This is a genomic window from Streptomyces sp. DvalAA-43, assembly GCF_900091725.1.
In the GTDB taxonomy this organism is placed as follows: Bacteria; Actinomycetota; Actinomycetes; order Streptomycetales; family Streptomycetaceae; genus Streptomyces; species Streptomyces pulveraceus.
Map to the genome: position 1 here is coordinate 97,069 of NZ_FMBW01000071.1, position 17,662 is coordinate 114,730.

Below are 17,662 nucleotides of genomic sequence, written 5' to 3' on the forward strand. Positions count from 1 at the left end.
GCCCATGAACACCGGCAACCAGACCACGCCCCAGCCCGCGCGCCTTCTCCTGGTACTCATCGTCGTCCTCTTCTCTACATGCGTCGGCCAGACCACGGGGATCCTCATGCACACCATCGGCATCGGCATCGCCGGTTCCCTCGCCGCCTCTGGCACCGCATGCGCCACGGTCATGGGTCTCGGTCTCACCGTGCTGCAGTACCTGCGGCGATAACAGGGCAGCTACTGCGGCCGGGGAAGCCCGAGCACTGCGAGCACACAAGAAAGGACCGGGGCAGATACTTTCTGACCCGGTCCTTCTCGGAACCGCCTTAGGGATTCGAACCCGAGGCCTACGCGTTACGGGGCTAGCCAGATCATGCTGGGCAGTGATCAGCGATCGCGTTCCATCCAGCCCTACCTGGCCAGTGTCCGCTGCGCCGTGACGCCTGGTCCAACAGCACCGATCAGTTCGCTCACGCATCGCTCACGCGGCCCAATTAGGTTAGATAGCAGGACAACCGGAACAAGAAACCTCAGGTCAGAAATATCCCCGACCTGAGGTTTCAGCAGAGCCACCTTCGGGATTCGAACCCGACACCTACCGCGTTGCTCCCGTGTGTAAGGCTTTTGCCCCTCCGATGTGGCCGACAGAGCCTCTCCGCCCCTCCGCTCACGCACCGCTCGGACAAGAAGTCTCGGAGCCTCCGTCACCCCATACGCCGAGTGACCACGCAAAAAGCAAAAGCCCCAGGTCACGGCGAGTGAGTCCTGAGGCTTCCACAGAGCCGCCTTCGGGATTCGAACCCGAGACCTACGCATTACGAGACCATGAGCGATCGTGTTGCGTGGTGCCTCGTCGTGCTGCCCGGTGATGTTCTGCCTGATCAGAGCACGTCCAACATGTTGACCGGTGCCACCCCGTGATGCAACGTCCAAAGGCGTCCGGCCACCGAATGGCCACCGAGACCGGTCGCAGTGGGCTCGGCGTGACCTGGAAGCTGCTTTGTCGCACTCCTACAGTCACCCTATCCGAGGAGTTGGCAGCGGCCAATGAGCGGTTGACCGCGCGGCTGTCGGAGCTGGAGCGGCGTCTTGGCCTCAACTCGGGCAACTCCTCGATGCCGCCCTCGTCGGACAATTTCGGGCGGCCGGAGAAGAAGGCGGCACCCAGGAGCAGACGCAAGAGGGACCGTCAGCCCGGGGCTGGCGACAATGACCGAGTGAGGTTCCCCCGATGAGAGGGGCGCCCCCGTCCGCTGCGTGCATGATGTGCGGAACTGGACCGTTCAGAGTCCCTGGAGCTGCTCGATGATCTGCATGGGGCTCTTCTCCAAGGTGAACCAGTCTGCGACGACGATCCGACCCGCGTCTTGCGTGTACTCAAGCGCGGCATCCAGCGCGGGCTGGAGGTCGGTGCTCACCGCGTCCATTTCGCACATGTGGAGCGGATGCTTCGCCACCACGGCGTGGCGCAGGCCCCCGCCCGAGGCGAAGGCCAATCCGGGCAGATCCCCGTTGAGGAGGGTGCCCTTCAACATCTTCTGGAGGCCGGTCAGGGACCGGCGGGCGCGGTCGGCGGAGGTGCTGGCGAGACCGCCTGACAGGACAGTCAGCAGGTCACCGGCGAGCCGCCAATCGAGTAGGGAGTGGTAGGCCATGTTCGAGTAGTCGCGCAGGCAGCGGGGGCACGAGGAGGTGCAGATTCCCGCGTGCTCGGTCTGCCTCAGCGCGTCCAGGTAGGTATGGACGGCCTGCATGAACTCGGCGATCACCTGCGGGCTGCCGAGGTGCGTGCTGAAGCCCGCACCGTTCTCCAGGGCATCGGCCAGGAAGGCGTAGGCGACAGGGCCGTCTGGGTGCGGTCCGGCGTGGATTCCGGCCAGCAGTTCCTGTCGGCCGACATCGAGGAACTGGGCGGCAGCGCTGCGCAGGAGGAACGCGAGCGAGTACCAGGCGGCCCGCCTGCCCTGGCTGATGTCGCCGCCGTAGGCGGGGGCAGTAGGGGTGAGGTTGAGCCGGTAGCTGTGAGCCTCGTCGACAGCGGAAACCGGGCCGAGGAAGAAGAAGTCCGTGGGCAGGACGGCACCCAGGGCCACCTGCTGCTGGTCGCCGGTGTTCATTCCTGTGGCGAGGTACCCACCCCAGGGGCCCGCTGCGCGGCGCAATGAGAACAGGTCGCCGTTGTTGTCGTTGATGATGTACCGCTCGCCCGGTCCGGAGTAGACGTGTGCTTCCTCCCAGGAGGCGAAGCGGAGGGTCAAGAGGTTCGCGGCTGCCCGGGACGAGACCGTGTTCGGAGTCCAGGCGAAGACCCCGTCGAAGTCGCGCGGAGCACTGGCCCGGAACCCGGCGGGTTCCCGCAGGTCAACGACGTCGTAGTCGTCGGCCTCGCAGGTCGGGCAGGTGCCCTCGCTGCTGGACGGCGTCTTCTCGACGTGGTTGCAGACGCGGCACAGGCCCACGATCCGGGGGTGTTCCAGTGGTTCCGCGACGGGCCTCACGCCCCTGGGCATGGGCTCGAAATCGGTGATGCCGGTGACGGTGTAAACCTTGCCGTCCTTGACCACCTCGCTGCCCGGTGCGAACTGTGAGACGGACATGGCAATGTCACGGTCGATGGTGTTGCCGGGCGGCCACGGGAACCTCTTCTGCGGGACGTCCAGGTAGAGCTGCCGGACGCGGGTCGGGAAGCCGAACATGGGCAGCACGCCCGCATGCGCCAGCCGCTCGCTGAGCTCCTCGGCGCCTGCGGGCATAGCGGCCACCTCGGTGATGCGGCGCAGCAGCTTTTCCCGCCACTGGCTTCCGAGGAGGTCGGCGGACTGGAGCGGGGTGAAGGCGGTGAGGGCCTGTGCCGTCGCGGCCAGAACGCTGCTCTGCTGGTCGAGCCAGTCCCGTACGTCAGGCAGGGCGGCAGCCCAGTCCCTGGCCTTGCCGAACTCGCCGTGCACGCTGCCCGAGCCGCCATGGGTGTCGAGGCCGCGGAACGCGAGGCGCAGAACCTCGGCGGCCATGGCCCGTTCCAGGATCTCCGGACGCTCGAGGGTGAGATAGGGCGGGGGCGTGGGGTCGTTGGTGATGGACGACGGGTTCGCGAAATAGTGCTCGTCGTGGCTGCGTCCCCGGCAGACCGTGAGGGCGGCCGCCACGGGAGAGGAGCGGCGGCCCGCGCGTCCGACCCGCTGCTGGTAGTTGAAGCGGCTCGGCGGCATGTTGGCCATCAGGACTGCGGAGAGCGGCCCGATGTCTACGCCGGCTTCCATCGTGGTGGTGACCGACAGAAGGTCGATCCCGTGCACGAGCGGAACCTCAGGCGGGTCGTTGAGGAAGACCTGCTGGAAGCGGGCCTGGCGTGACTGGGCATCGAGGCGATCGGTCTGCCCCGTCAGCTCGGCGCAGTTCAGGCGGAAGGCGGCGCGGCCGCTGGCGGCCTTCCAGGCGTAGTAGTCGCTCGCCTCGGGGTTTGCGTCGGGCGCCGAATGGGTGAGGAGCTGGCTGCGGCACCGCGTGCAGGTTCCGGCGCTCGGCGTGAGGTGACGGCGTCCGCAGTGGGTGCACGTCCAGGAGTGGCCAGGAGAGGGCTGTACAGCCGTCTTCCTCGGGTCGATGAGGTAGTCGCGTACGGTGCCGCTGCCCCAGGCGGCTTCCGCCGCAGCCTGTACGTCGTCGGGATGCATGCCCTGACGTTCGGCGACGCCTGCCCAGAATTCCTTGAGCCGTGGCGGGGGCTTGTCCCTGCCTTCGCGGAGACTGGTGAAGCGGCGGAGTTCGGCGAGGATCCGAAGGCTCGCTCGGCCGAGGCCGTCGCGGTCCGGTGTGGCTGGCGCAGGGGTGACCGAGCCCAGGCCGAGCGACTCGATGTCGCGGCCAGCGCCGGAGAACAAGGCTTCGAGGGTGTTCTCCAGGAGGCCGTCTTCAGAGCTGAGGGCGGCCTGCGCCGCGTCCGAGGTGTTCGCCTGGAGTGCGGGAGGCTGCTGCTCCCAGTCGAAGAGCTCGTGCCAGGGCTGGTTCTGGACACGCTGCACACTCGGTTTTGGGCCGGCGGGGTTGACTCCCAGGGAGAGCAAACGCGTGTTGACGTGCACCTTGGCCAGGGAGTCGAGCGTCGGAGGGGAGGAGAGCCGTTCTCCCGCCGCGGCTGCGGCGTGTTCGTCGCCGTCCATCAGTGCCAGACGCAGGGCACTCAGATCGTTCTTGTTCCGCGTGCGGAGGCGCTCGATGGCGTCGGCAATGTCTGGCGACTGTGCTCCTCCCGCATCACGGACGGCGGCGACGTCCTCGGCGATGGCGGCGGACTTTCCGAGTTCGTCCAGGGCGAGGAGACGGACGAGGTCCTGGTAGTGGCGCAGCTCCATGCCCGCAGAGAGCTTCGCGGCGTCCTGCCGACTGTCGGTGAAGACGATCAGCTTGCGTTCGGCGGGGTCGGTGAACTGCTCAGCCAGCTCGTCCGACAGCACCTGGTTGATCTTCTCGAAACCGGTCCTCATCGTCCGTACGGGCGAGGTCAGCCGTACGGGGTCCGTGATGGGCCTGCGCGTGCGGTCCTTGGCGTAGCGGCGCTCCCAGTCGGCTCCGCAGCAGGGGCTGCGGGTGGGGAAGGGCGGGAGGGAGGAGAGGGCGAGCCTGGACTGGCCGGTCTTCTTGTCTGCAGGAGTGCTTACGTGGAAGGTCCAGCCGGTGAAACCGGCTTCCCGGTTGCGCAGGTGTCCGCTGGCCGGATCGTAGACGCTGCGCCGGAAGGCGAAGGTGACACTGCCCTTGTCCGCGCTCCACTCGGCGTCGTCGTCAGCGCGCTGGGGCTTCGTGGACGGCCAATAGACGACGTAGTTGGCCGCCGTGCGCTCCTTGCCCGTCTGGTCGGGAACCCGGGAGAGGTCGGGGCTGTCGGGGAGCAGGACAGAATTGAAGAGATTGCCTCCGGTGGCGTTCTGAGGGGCGTAGCCGCCGAACATCGCCTCACCACAGGACTGGCAGTAGAGCAGCTCCAGGACACGGGCGCCGCAGTCGCAGGACGCGCGCGGGACGGAGTAGATCCTGCCGACGAATCGTTCGGAGTGCATGAGCGGGGTGGGAACCTCAGGGCACTGGCGGTCGGTGCAGGCCCACATTCCCGCGACGTTGCGGAAGAAGAGGTGGATACGGATCCGGGGCAGACTACTGGCTCCGGCAGCCGCCGCAGCGCGGATGGCGGTCGCCGTGCCGTGCAGGGCCAGGTCGGCTTCCTCCTTGCTGTTGGCAGGGAAGAGCTTCCTGGCTAGGGAGGCGGCGGCCATCGACGGGGCGGAGGGCGCGCTCGATCCGGCGCCAAGCGCGCTGGCCAGCGCGTCCGCCGCGCGGGTCGTGGCGAGCAGCTGGGCGGCCTCAACTGGATCGGGTTTCGTACGGGAGTACTCCGCCAGCTGGGCGGCCGCCGCGGAGATGTTCTCGGGGCCCTGGGCGCGGGGCGCGGCCTCTCCGGGGATGAAGTGGAAGGAGCCTTCGTCCGCGGCGAAGAACTCCTGGAGGAAGAGGCGGTCCGTATCGCGGGTCTCGTCCAGCGAGGCGGATGCGGCGAGGATGCGGAGCTTCTCGGGGCGTCGGCTCAGGCCGAGCCGGTGCACGAGATTGCGGATCAGGTACGCGGTCTCGGTGCCCTGCGTCCCGCGGTACATGTGGAGCTCGTCCAACACCAGGGTGAACCGGGCGTCGTCGTACGAGTCCAGCCACTGTTCCGTGCTGCGGAAGAAGTCCTCGTCGCGGCTGCGCTGGAGCATCACGTTGAGCATGGAGTAGTTCGTGATCAAGATGTCGGGGGACGCGTGGTACATGTCCCACCGGCTGCGCATCTCCGCTCCGTCCAGGCGGGGGGCGAAGTAGCGAACGTCCTCCTTGCCACTCTCCTCGGCGGCCTTGCGGGCTCGCTCGCTGCGGGCGGCGGTGGTCTTTAGGTAGGTGCGTAGCTCGTCGACGGCGAAGCGCTGGTCCGGGCCTCCGGTGACGGGGGTGCTGCCGGTGAAGCGCCCGAAGTAGAAGCGGTGGCCCTGCCGGTGCTCTTCAAGCCACTCGCGGACCAGGTCGCTGTCCAGGGCGCGCCTGAGCCTGACGAGCTGGTCGTCGACGAGTGCGTTCATCGGGTAGAGGATCATCGCCCGGACTGCGGGGGCGTGCCCGGTCTCGCCCTCCCGCTGCGGGCGGTAGTCCGTAGAAGCCCGCTCCCACCACCGGTTGAGTACGGCGGGGGCCCCCTTCCAATCCACTGACTCGCGCAGCAGATCGGCCAGAATGGGCAGGAGGAACGCTTCGGTCTTCCCGGATCCGGTGCCCGCAGTGATCACCGCGTTCCGCCCGGCGGCCATCGTGCTCGCCAGAGCCCGTTCCTGGTGGGTGTAGAGCTGCATGCCCTCCTCGAAGAGCCCGCGCTCGGCGAATCCCGCCAGTTCGGCGGGGGCGCCGGCGGCCTTGGCCGACTCGGCGATGCTGTGCCCTGTGAGGCCGTACTCGGGCCGGAGCTCGACGAACGGGTCGGCGAAGACACCGCCGGGCTGATCGAGCAGGGCCCGGCGCTCGGCCTGGAGGGCGTCGTCGCGGAGCCGGAAGGCGGTGTCGTAGTAGCGCAGGTAGGCGTCGACCAGGGCTTTGTGCGTGGCGAAGGCGTCCAGGCCAGACAGGGGCATGCTCATGCGGTCTCCAGGCGGCGGTGCAGAGTGTGGGCGATGCGCTCGGCGATGAAGAAGGGGACTCCGTCGTAGTGCTCCGTGTTCGCCGTACGCAGGCTCGCGAGCCCTGTGCATAGGACGGCTGTGCGTTCCTGAGCCAAGGGCAGGGAAGTCTTGCGATCGGCGGTCAGGCGTCCCAGAGCATTGCGTCCTGCCTGCCCCCGAACGGGATGATCAGCCTTCCACCGCAGGGGGAGTACTGACGGACGGAGGGCGTGGTGGATGCCGGCCCTGCGGTCGACGCTATGCCAGGTCCGCTCCGGGGGAAGGACGCGGGTATGGAGGCCCGGCGCCGCCTGGCGGGGAGGCTCGCACAGGAGCGCGTAGCGGTCCATCCGGCCGAACTGCTTGTACTTGTACAGGCCGGGTACGGGCCTGCGGCCGAGGAGACCCACGGGGCGGAACCGGCCGGTGAGGGGATCGAGCAGTTCGGCCACGTTGTCGGGTGCCGGTGGAGCCATCTCCGTCCCCGGGGCGAACGCGCTGAGGGACCGGGAAGCAGACTCAGCCGCGCAAGGGACGACCGTAGCGCTGACAACCGCGGCGAACTCGTGGAGGCGGGACGGCTCCGTGTACTGCAGCCACAGGGCCGCTGGCAGCGGTATCCCGGACTGCTCATGCTGTTGCGGCATGGCCACCGCCCCGTGCTTCCTGTAGAAGTCCGGGTCGGTGGGCCGGGCGCCGGTGAGCACGGCGGTCTGGGTGTTCCCGGGCAGGTCGGTGACCTCGCAGGGGTTCGTGCGCCACTGGTCGCCGCGCCAGTCGATGGTGACGATGCCGAGCGCCTCGATGCGGCTGAGCCACTGGGTGACGGGCTTCCTCTCGTGGCCGCTGGCCCATGACGCGTCACGGATGAGCGTGCGAAGGGATCCGGTGCCTTGCTCCGCCATCCAGGAAATGAAGAAGTCCGGCTCAAACACGCGTGAATCCCCCTCGCGGGAACTGACTCAGGGCGGCTTCCCTGTAGCGCTTCCACAAGGTGGCGTGGGGGGCCCCTGTCAGGCCGAACAGAGCGATCTTGCTCCAGAAGTCCTTGGCGGCCCGGCTCAGGGTTCCGAAGTCCGGATCCTGTGACCGCAGCAACGTGACGGCAGGTGCCCCGGTCGCGGAAATGACCACCAGCCACACGGCCTCGGGAGGGACGGGTACGCGTGCTATCCCGCCGCCACCGAGGACCGGGGCGCGATCCTTCCACCACGCGGGCTCCTGCGGACGCCGGATAGTGAGGAAGTGTCCTCGCGCCGTAAGGAAGCGCGCGTCTCCGTCCAGCGGGACGGTAACGCTGCCGGAGGGCGTACCGGAAGCAGAGCCAACCGGATGGCCTGCCTGGGGCTCCGCCCCCTGATCCAGGTAGAAGTCAGCCTCCGCGCCGCCGGCGGTGAGCACGTGTCGGCCTGGAGCCAAGTCTTTACCGCGCAACACCACCAGGCCGTCGGCGGGGACGAGCAGGGGCTGACCGTCCAGAGTGACCAGTCCGGGCTCGCGGAACTCCTGGGGAACCATCACATCGGGCTCCCCGCCCAGCAGGAACAGCGAACGGTGGTTCCATTCCTTCTGCACGCGCAGTCCGTTGCGCAGGCTCAGTCGGTGGCCCGGGACATGGCGGATGTTCTGAATACCGGATCGTGACAGAGCGGCTGTCAGCACCGACTCGTCGGTGAACTGCAGCTCGGGAGTGATGTGCCAGCCCTGAAGCGGGGCGGCTCCAGGCTGGTACCACCGATGGCCCGTATCAGTCAGGAGCCTCTGAAGCCGACTCTGGCCGGATTTGGTGAACAGGAATGTGTAGGGCTCGAAGACGGTCAGCACGTCCGTATCCGTCCAGCCTCCGGCGACCGGGTCTTCGCGCAGGGCCAGGACATCGCGGCCACGTTCGATCCGTACGGCCGTCTTCGCCCCTCGTGCGGTGAACCCGTGCTGGAGAGCCTGTGCCACAACGGGTATCGCCCCTGAGAGCGCGTACGCCTGATCCGAGGCACCCGAAGCGAGTTCCAGCGTTCCGCCGGGGTGCTGGAGGGAGTCGCGGGCCACGCCGCCCACGGCCTCCGCGTGCCAGCGCACCTCCCACCCCATGAAGTCCTCTTCGAGCACCACGCGCAGGGACACGGGGAGCAGGCCACCGTCGATACAGCCGTGCGCGGCGGTCCCGTCCCAGCCCTCCAGCAGCGTGGCCAGCAAAGGCTCCAGGAGACGGCTCTCGGTCTGGGAATCAAGCGCCTGGCGAAGCCTCTGGGACAGGCCCTTTGGGTTGATGACGCTCCACCCCTTGAGCTTCTCCAGCAGCCACGCACCGTCCGCCGGCTGCCCGGGGGACACATGGGATGCCTCGAAGAACCGGATCAGGGCCGTGTGATCGGAGGCCCTGACCAGCGCCTGGGACTGGGCGTAGCCAATCTTCCGGAGCGTGGGGTTCTCTTTGATCGTGCTGAGACCACGCCCCCCGGCCTGCTCCCGGAGCCATTCGTCCAGGTAGCCCCACTGGTCAACGACGGCGCTGTAGTAGTTCTCAAGTGGCTTCCGGTGCCGATCGCCGCCCCAGGGGGGCTGGAGCACTTCAGCGAGGCGCGCGTAGTACGCGGGAGCCCCGACTCCCCGTTCGTTCCGCCGCATGTTTGCAGCTGCCAGGACTGTCGCCGCGAGGAGCGGCAGGCAGGGGGGTGGATCCTCGCGCTTCCCAAGCCTCCAGGTTCGGCAGCGGTCGACGACTGGCGTGTACGGGTTCCCGTGCCAGGCGAGTGCGGAGCTCACTGCGGTGCCGAGCTCTTCGACCTCATCTTCCCCCCGGAGGGTGAGTAGCTCTGCTTTGTCGATGAAGAAAAGGACCGGAGTACCCCTCCGGTGCTCGCCGAAGAACACACTGGCCAGGCGGGCCTGCCACCATTCGAATGCAGCCCAGTAACTCGAAGGGTGATTGCCGGACCGCGCACTCATCGGCCTGCTCCGTGACGGGGGCTGGCCCCGGCGGCTGAACCTGCCGCCCGGCTTCGCGCAGGCAGCACAACAACCTTGCGCACGTGCATGAACAGCCCCCCACCTCACGAAATCATGCTGATGAGCAGACAGCACGCCACAGATTTATCACCTCGCAGCTGTCGGTTCATAGTTACCGGGTTTCTGGGTGGGAGGTGACGCCAGGCTGCTTTGTGATTGTTCAAAAGGCCTGCGGATGTCACCGCGCCGATGGATGATAGGAGGATTTCCTTAGCTCTGGCTTTCCGGCTCGGCCGTCAGCAAGAAGTCACGCCACCCTTGAGAGGTGCATCCAGTCAACGGCCCGTCACAGAAGCCTGACGTCGACCGACAGGGTCGCCAGGCCCGCAGGGCCGTACAGGTGGAGCACGATGCCCGAGGGCCCTTCGCCCATGGCGATGCCGTGGACCGGGGCGCCGGTCAGGACGGTGTGGACGAGGTGGCCCGTCCTCGGGTCCCAGATCCGGACACCGCTGGCGCCTCCTGAGACGAGCAGCGTGCGGTCGTCGGGTGCGGGCAGGCCGGTCAGGGCGAAGGTGTCCTGGGACTCCCAGGCGGTGATCCGGGTCCGGGTGGCCACGTCCCAGACACCGATGTGTGTCCCGTTCGACATCACCAGGAGCGGGTCGCCATCGCCCTGCAGGATGTACAAGACGCTGCCGTGCCCCCCTCTGTGGTCCCAGCGCGGCAGCGCACCGGTACGGCGTCCCGATGCCACTTCGATGAGCACGACCTCCTGGCCGACGCCCGCCACGACGACGACATCGCCGGAGGACGAGGGAGGCAGGGCTCCCAGCAGCTGGACGGGGGATTCGCCGATTTCGGCGCTGAGCGGGACCGTACTCGCGGTGGACTGCTCGGCCTCGGGGTCCAGGACAACTGATGTGAGGTCTCTGATGTGGCCCGTGGCACCCATGGAAACGGACATCGGCAGGCCTGCGGCCGTCCAGGCGACGCATGAGGACAGGATGGACCGGGACAGATCCTTCCGACTCGTCATCACCATCTGTCCCGAGATGAGATCCCAAATGGACAGGTCGCCCTTCGGGTCGCTGACTGCCACTCGTGTCCCAGCGGGGACGAGCGGCAGGACCTGACTGACGAGCCCGGTCCCGATGCGCTTCAGCAGTGTTCCCGTCGTGGCGCTGTGGACGTCGAGCCCGCTTCGGGTGGCGAGGACGAGGACATCTCCACCGGTGGCGGACAGAAGCGACCTGCACACGGACCACGTGGGTGCACGCCGCCGGTGCTGCTCCAACGAGGGTCCCCGGTACACCGACTCCGTCAACCCGTCCTCGTAGAGCGGCCCGTCGAAGCCAGGATCCCAGATCCTGATGCCCTGCGGACCAGCCGACACTACTCGCGGACCGGCGGGATCTTCAAGGACCGCGAGGGCGTCCACGGACTTGATGTCAGCATCGAACGAACGGGCTGAATCCGTGCCGACGCCCTGCAGCACGAGGCGGCCGCGTGCGACGTAGGCGAATGCCGTCCCTTCGGGTCCCGCCACCGCCGTGCTGCCGCCTTCCCGGGTACGCGCCACCGGCTGAGCGGTGAAGGGGTTCCACACTTGCAGGGGTACCAGGGGATTGGGGGACTCGGCGATCAGCAGGTCGTCGTCAGCGTTGTCCGGCCGGGCGACACCCACCACGCCCGACACCTGACCGCCTCCGAAGGAAGGCCCCACTGTCATGCCCGACACCGGGTCCCACAGACGGATTCCGTCCTCGCAGCAGACGGCGACCAGGGCCTCGCCGCTCCTCCGGCGGACCACCGCCGTCAGCCGGAGGAAAGACGCCCGTCCGCGGTCGTACTCCCGGGTGATGTCGTGCGGGAACCCGGGAGCCTCGAACAGCTTGTTCGCGCGCGGCCTCCACACGAAGGCACCGCGGCTGGTCAGGACGCACAGCCTCCACAACGCGGGACCATCTGCCAGGACATGCACGTCATGGGTGCGGGGAAGCGGCGTCTGCGCGATGGGCTGCCCGGAGACCGGGTCGTAGATCCACACATCATGCTGCCCCAGCGTGACCAGGAAGGTGCGCCCGCCGGTCGCCAGGATGGTGCGTAGGCGGTGCACCGGCCCCGTGTCCAGGTCCGCGACATGTTGGCCCGTCCTGGCATCCCAGATCCGGACACCACCGGCCTCTGCCGCGACGGCGACCAGCTGGCGCCCGTCCAGCGTCGGCACCACACATAGGGCGTTCGTCTGCCCCGGCGCGGGCGCCAGTACGTTCACGCGCGCTGCCCACCGCCCCCAAGCCGGCCTCACGGGCAGGCCGCCCAGGGTGCTGGCCCACATTTCGTCCGTCCCGCCGGGTCCCCGTACGCCGCGGTGGAAGGCGATGCTGCCCAAACGCGAGGCGTTGTCGGTGCTGGCATCGGCGTACGGCTCGATCAGGGCCGCCGCCGTCAGGTTCCGCCGCTCAGGATCCCCGGCGGGAAGGGGCAGCGCGAGGCGGGCACGCAGGGTCCCGGAGGTCTCCTGGGCGAGGAGATCCAACGGCACCTCACGGTCGGTCAGGAGGCCGCCGGCTGCCGCGTGGTGCAGGAAGTGCCTGCGGACGTACGGATGCGCCAGGTGCGGCCGGGCGCGCTCCACCAGCCCTGCGAGGGCGCGAGTGATGGCGACCTGCGCCGCCGTGTGCGTGCGAGGCCCGTCCACAGTCGCCGCTGGGGCCGGACGCCAGTCGTGGCCGGTCAGCAGTAGGTCGGTCAGCCGCTGGTGCACGGGGCGGTAGACGATACGGGCATCCTCTTCGGCGGTGGCGAGGTAGCCGGTGAGACGGCCGGATCGGAGCGTGCGGATCACGTGGTCGGCCGCGTCAAGGTCAGCGTAGCCCGGACCGTACGCTGCGGAGGCCAGCGCGGCCGTGACGGCAGGCCAGACCTCCGCCCACGGCAGTCCGGCCCCCGGTGCGAAAGCCGTCGCGCGCAACGCGGTGACCAGCAGGCCGGCGCTGACTCCCGTAGCGGTGGCTACCGCCTGAACATCCTCGCGCAGGAGGCCGGTGGTGCCGTCGGCGAGGCGCCTCAGCCAGCCCGCCTCGTCGAGGTTCTGGCGGACCACAGCCGTCCTCAGCTGGTCGGCGGCGATCCGGGCGTCGAGGAAGGAAGGCGCGACCGCTTCCGCGATGTGGCGTGCTGCCGCCTCGGCGGCCTCCGGCGCCCCGTGATACGGGCTGGACTGCGGGGCGCACAGCAGGGTGGCGGTGTAGACGGCGATGTCAGCGGAGCAGTCGGGGCCGTCAGTGCGCAGAATCTGTACGGCCGCGTCCTCCGTGCGCAGTGCGTCGGCCAGCTTTCGGAGCAGATGGTCGGCCCATTCGTCGTGCAGGGCCGTTCCGGACGAGTACAAGGTGGTGGGGGAGCTGCGGACGCCGATCACGAGGCGGACGGCCCGTTCGGTGCCGTCGGCGGTGGTCAGCCGGGACAGCGGGACGATGAGGTCGCCTACGCAGGCGAGCGGGTCCTCGGCCTCGTCCAGTGCGTCGATGACGACATTGACGGGGCTGGCGGCGCCGGAGGAAGACCGCTCGGCCAGCAGACGTAGCAGGGTCTGCAAGGGGAGTTCGCGGCCGTCGGGAGCGCCGCCGAGCGCGGAGAGCAGCTCTTCGACCACCACCCGCGCGGTTTTGTTCCGGGCCAGGACGGCGACGTCGACGGCGCCGGGGCCCGGTCGCAACCTGTCCGGGATGCTCGCCATCACGGCCGTGTACTTCGGGTCGGCCTCGAAGCCCGCGTCGGCCAGGGTCACCAGCCGCGCCAGGAGAGCCGACTTTCCCGAGCCTGCGGCTCCGGTCACCACGAGAACACCAGCGCCCTCGCGGACGAAGTCGACCACGCGCGCCATCGGCTCGGCCCGCCCGCTGAAGTACCATCCGGGATCGTCAGCCCCGGCCCGTCCCGAGGCCCGCTCCAGCCAGAACTCCTCCAGCGAGCCGGAACCCAGCATGAGCTGACGCAGCGCCGGACTCGTCGCACTCTCCAACGGCTTGTAGCGCGGGTTGGGCAGGCAGGCGCTCCGGGCGCGGCCCGGCGAGTGAGGCACGATCCACTCGGCGCTGACCAGCTCCTTCTCCACGCCCTCTTCGTTCAGGCCCACCTGGTGCAGGAGCTGCTCCCACTCCGCGAACGACAGGTGGGAGCTGGTGTAGCCGGAGGCCTCGTCCCGCATCCGCTCGCAGGCCAGGGCGACGCGCCGGGTGAAGGAGCCCACCAGAGGCTTCTCGAAGTGGTCGCCGGCGGTGATGACGGCGGTTCCCTTGTGTCTGTGGCGTTCATCGGACAGGTCCTGGAACAGGCTGCCGAGCTCGGCGCGGAGGGTACCGGAGTGGCACGAGTCGACGAGCACCATGACGTGCTCGGACTGGCTGTCCAGGACCGCGCTAATGAGCTCACTCGTGGGGAACGCGGTCGCCAGCAGCCGTTCTTTTTCCGTCTTCGGAAGCATCAGGTAGTGGCGCTGCGCGAGGCGGCGCATCCCGTGGCCGGTGATGTAGACGACGACGGCTTCCTTGTAGCTGGCCGCTGCCAGGTTCTGGCCGTGTAGGAAGGCGCGCAGATCGTCCACGGACCGCAGCGAGTATTCCGCCCGCACCACCTCGAAGCGCCGGTCGTCCCCGAGTTCAGGATCCGCCAGCCACCCGGTGATCCGTTCCACCTGGGCGGCGATGCCCTCTTTGAAGCCTTCTTGCCCGTCCTCGTAGCCGTCGACTGCGATGACAACCAGCCGCCTGCGGACGATGCCGTCCAGTTCTTCCGCGCTCAATCCGTTCCCCCCGCTCGGCGACGTCAGCCTAACCCGGGCTGTACGGACCGTCGCGGACGCTGGCTACGATCAGCCAACTGGCAGTCAGAGGACGGCGAACGGGGGAAGCATGGGCGCGCTACAGATCGTCGGGGTGCACGGAATCAAGCAGGGCTCGGACGCGACGACGGCAGGGTTGAGTGCCAGCTGGCAGGCGACGATCGACGAGACGCTAGCTGCTGCTCCGGCCAGCGGGGCTGAGGTCGGGGCCGTGGTCACCGTCCCGTCTTACCAAGAAGTTTTCCCGCAGACACCCACCCGGCATGTACGACTCGGCGGCCCGGGGGCGGGGCTCCTGTCGGATGACAGGCCCATCGATGAGGAGGAAGAGGACTTCATCCTCAGGGCACTGGCCGCCTACGCTCCCTCCGCCGTTGAGGAGGAATCGCCCGAGGCGGGCCTGACCCTCGGGGAAGGCCCACTCACAACCCGGATCGTGCGCCGGATCCAGGCCGTGGACCGGAAGATGGGCAAGGGAGTGACGGGCCGCCTCCTGTGGTTCGTCCGCGAGGCCCACACCTACCTGCACAAGGAGGAGACGGCCGTCCTCGTACGTGCAGCGGTCGCCGAGGCCCTGACCGAGACGGGCGCGCGCATGGTCGTCGCCCACTCCCTGGGCAGTGTGGTGGTCTACGACATGCTCAGTCGCGGTGAGGCCCCGTACGTGACCATGCTGGTGACGTGCGGATCCCCGCTGGGCTGGCTGGCCGGCCGCAAGGGCATCCACTCGGAGGGCGAGCGGCTCACGGTCCCCGTCGGCGTGGAGTGGACGAACCTGTACGCCTCGAAGGACTTCGTGACCGGATGCGTCGGCCTGTCCCACCTCGCGGTAGGTGTCACAGACATCGAGGTGAACAACGGCGCGTTCCCGCCCTCCCACGACGTCCACCGCTACCTCGACAAGCCAGCGCTCGCCGAGGCCATTGCCAAGGCAGGTATTGCCTGAACAGGCGCCATCCTTCACCCGGGGACCGCGCCCGCCGTCTGGAGGGCGCAATCACAGACCTGCTCAACGACCGGCCGCTGTAGCGTCCCGCCGGGCTCCGGAGGCTCGCGACCGCCGGAGCAGTTGCTCAATCTCGCCTGCGGCCCGGGCCGGATCTTCGTGCTCCCAGACTCGGATCACCCTCCACCCCGCTGCGAGCAACTTCTCGTTGGTCTCAGCGTCCCTGGCTCGGTTGCCGTCGATCTTCTGGCGCCAGAAGTCCGCGTTCTTGACGGCCGGACGATAGTGGTCGGGGCAGCCATGCCAGAAGCAGCCATCCACGAAAACCGCGACGCGGTCACCGGGAAAGACCAAGTCCGCCTTGCGGCGGATCTCAACGAGCGGCCTGGCGTTGACTCGATAGCGCAGTCCGCGCTTAAAGAGGAGCCTCCGCAAAGCCAACTCGGGTCCAGTGTCCTTGCCACGGTTGGCACTCATGACAGCCCGGACCGCAGGCGAGGAGGCAGTCGACTCCGGCGGGAGTGTCTCCAGCGCCAACAGTCCTCTGTCCTTTGCGCGTTGCCACGCCTCCGCCAGATTCTCGCCTCTGGACGCGTGCTCAACCTCGCAGACGTACCTCTCGTGAGTCTTGCCATCCTTCGACCAGCGCAGATACGCGCGGATGCGCCGCGTCCGCCGGTACAACCGCAAGCTGATCGAAGCGCGCGCGAAGCGGCCGTCCCCTAGCGCGACATTGCGTCGGGCGCGTCCTCCGGCCGCACGGTCCTGCTCCACCGCTGGTGCCACGGCACCAGCACGCCGCTTGTACGCCCGCTCCGGGGGGAGTTGTTCTTTCCAGTGCCCCCCGACCCCGTGCTCCTGCATGACCTCAGTGTCCAGCCGCTGAGAGCGCGTCTGCGACGGCGTTGGCGAAGAACTCACCCATAACGACTGGGACGGCATTGCCGAGCTGGCGCATCTGCTCTCCGCGGGGGCCGGAGCCCAGCCATTCATCGGGGAATGTCATCACCCGAGCTGCCTCCCGAACCGTCATGTAGCGGTGATGATGCGTCCATCCGTCCGGTGATGCGCGGTCCGCGTAGCCGCTGTCGAGCAGCACCACGGACTCTCCACCGGGCACGCCGTGTACGCCGGCCTTGACTGTCTTGGCGGGCTTGTCGAGCTCGTTCGGTGTGTGCCCCTGGTAAATACGCGCGCCCGGCCAGCCGATGTGGTCGACGACGTCGATCCCCTTTCCGAAGTCGAACTTCTCGTCGAGGCGGCTGAGCTCCACCGGCGGGAGCGCCGGGAGTTTGGCATCGGTGCCGTAGCCCTGTATGGCGTCACGCAGCGTGCGCCATGGCCTGATCTTGGGGTCTTCTTCCTTGGTCGGCTTCGGCAGCTTGGCCCGAGCCCACGCACGCGCCCGTTCTTTCGCTTGCGGAGGCACGTCCGAGTGGCGCCGCCAGTACGGCCCGTCCTCGTCGAGCATCGAGCGCCACAGGGCCGTGTCCGAGAACTGAGGCGTGTTGACGTACTTCTCGAATGCTTCGATATCGACCGGAATATCGGCGCGGAAAGCCACGAGCACGATGCGGTTACGGATCTGGGGCACCCCGTAGTCCGCCGCGTTCACCGGCACCATCACGACCTTGTAGTGGTCGGGATCGGTGTCGTTCTCGGAGAGCCCGCCGATGATGCCCTTCAGGTGCTCATTGTGCGATTCCCAGCTGACCTCGTCGTCCCGCTTCTCGAAGGGGAGCGTCAGTTCGTTCTGGATGTACTGGAAGTAGTCCGCGAACGAGGGCCGCCGCAGACCGCGGACGTTCTCGCAGATGACAGCCTTGGGCCGGATCTCACGGACGGCCTTGAACATGGCCGGGAACATGTTGCGCTTGTCCTCGTCGCCCTTGGCGACGCCGCCGGCGCTGAATGGCTGGCACGGCGGGCCGCCGGCCAGGACATCCACCTTCCCCTGGAACGCCGTCATGTCAAGGTCCCGGACGTCCCCAGGGTAGAGCGGCGCGGGCCGCCCCGGCCTGGGGGGCTCGGGCTTCGTATCCTCGGCGCGCTCGATCCCGTCCACGCCCAGCGTCTTCCGGGCGCTCGCCACGAGCGTCTCGCACGCGCGCTTGTTGAACTCGTTGAACAGGAGCGGGCGGAAGCCCGCCTGGTGGACCGCCATGGCAAGGCCGCCCCCGCCTGCGAACAGCTCGACGCTAGTCCGTGGCTTTTTCGTCTTTTTAGGCTGGTCAACCATCCGAGAACTATACCGCGGAG

9 protein-coding genes are annotated in these 17,662 nt (G+C 68.2%); 3 read left to right on the forward strand and 6 right to left on the reverse strand.

The window, feature by feature from the left end; all coding sequences use genetic code 11:
• Positions 1-4 precede the first annotated feature (4 nt).
• Both GA0115234_RS28720 and GA0115234_RS43845 read left to right on the forward strand, forming a co-directional pair.
• On the forward strand, positions 5-214 hold the full coding sequence (locus GA0115234_RS28720) for a hypothetical protein (RefSeq protein ID WP_093547519.1): 210 nt from the start codon (positions 5-7) through the stop codon (positions 212-214).
• Between the two features lie 721 nt (positions 215-935).
• Positions 936-1,220, forward strand: a complete 285-nt coding sequence (locus GA0115234_RS43845) for a DUF6444 domain-containing protein (RefSeq protein ID WP_370804591.1) — start codon at positions 936-938, stop codon at positions 1,218-1,220.
• Between the two features lie 48 nt (positions 1,221-1,268).
• Here the strand turns inward: GA0115234_RS43845 and GA0115234_RS28725 are convergent, their stop codons facing one another.
• The 4 genes from GA0115234_RS28725 to GA0115234_RS28735 form a co-directional block, all read right to left on the reverse strand.
• A complete protein-coding gene (locus tag GA0115234_RS28725) occupies positions 1,269-6,641 on the reverse strand; it encodes a DEAD/DEAH box helicase (RefSeq protein WP_161275691.1) in 5,373 nt (1,790 codons plus the stop codon).
• Complete coding sequence (locus GA0115234_RS41940; RefSeq protein ID WP_141718497.1) at positions 6,638-7,597, reverse strand: hypothetical protein; 960 nt, start codon at positions 7,595-7,597, stop codon at positions 6,638-6,640. Before GA0115234_RS41940 ends, GA0115234_RS28725 begins: the two co-directional genes overlap by 4 nt.
• Positions 7,590-9,533 (reverse strand): hypothetical protein, encoded by a 1,944-nt coding sequence (locus GA0115234_RS28730; RefSeq protein WP_141718498.1) that lies wholly within the window; start codon positions 9,531-9,533, stop codon positions 7,590-7,592. The genes GA0115234_RS41940 and GA0115234_RS28730 overlap by 8 nt, the downstream gene beginning before the upstream one ends.
• A gap of 421 nt (positions 9,534-9,954) precedes the next feature.
• Positions 9,955-14,418 carry an AAA family ATPase gene (locus tag GA0115234_RS28735; protein ID WP_093547525.1) on the reverse strand — a complete coding sequence of 1,488 codons (4,464 nt, stop codon included), beginning with the start codon at positions 14,416-14,418 and terminating at the stop codon, positions 9,955-9,957.
• Positions 14,419-14,527: 109 nt separating this feature from the next.
• Between GA0115234_RS28735 and GA0115234_RS28740 the strand changes: the two genes are divergently transcribed.
• Positions 14,528-15,403 (forward strand): hypothetical protein, encoded by an 876-nt coding sequence (locus GA0115234_RS28740; RefSeq protein ID WP_093547527.1) that lies wholly within the window; start codon positions 14,528-14,530, stop codon positions 15,401-15,403.
• 63 nt (positions 15,404-15,466) lie between these two features.
• Here the strand turns inward: GA0115234_RS28740 and GA0115234_RS28745 are convergent, their stop codons facing one another.
• Positions 15,467-16,267: a very short patch repair endonuclease gene (locus GA0115234_RS28745; protein WP_093547529.1), complete on the reverse strand. Its 801-nt coding sequence runs from the start codon at positions 16,265-16,267 to the stop codon at positions 15,467-15,469.
• A 4-nt stretch (positions 16,268-16,271) separates the two neighbouring features.
• A complete protein-coding gene (locus GA0115234_RS28750) occupies positions 16,272-17,642 on the reverse strand; it encodes a DNA cytosine methyltransferase (protein ID WP_093547531.1) in 1,371 nt (456 codons plus the stop codon).
• Positions 17,643-17,662 lie beyond the last annotated feature (20 nt).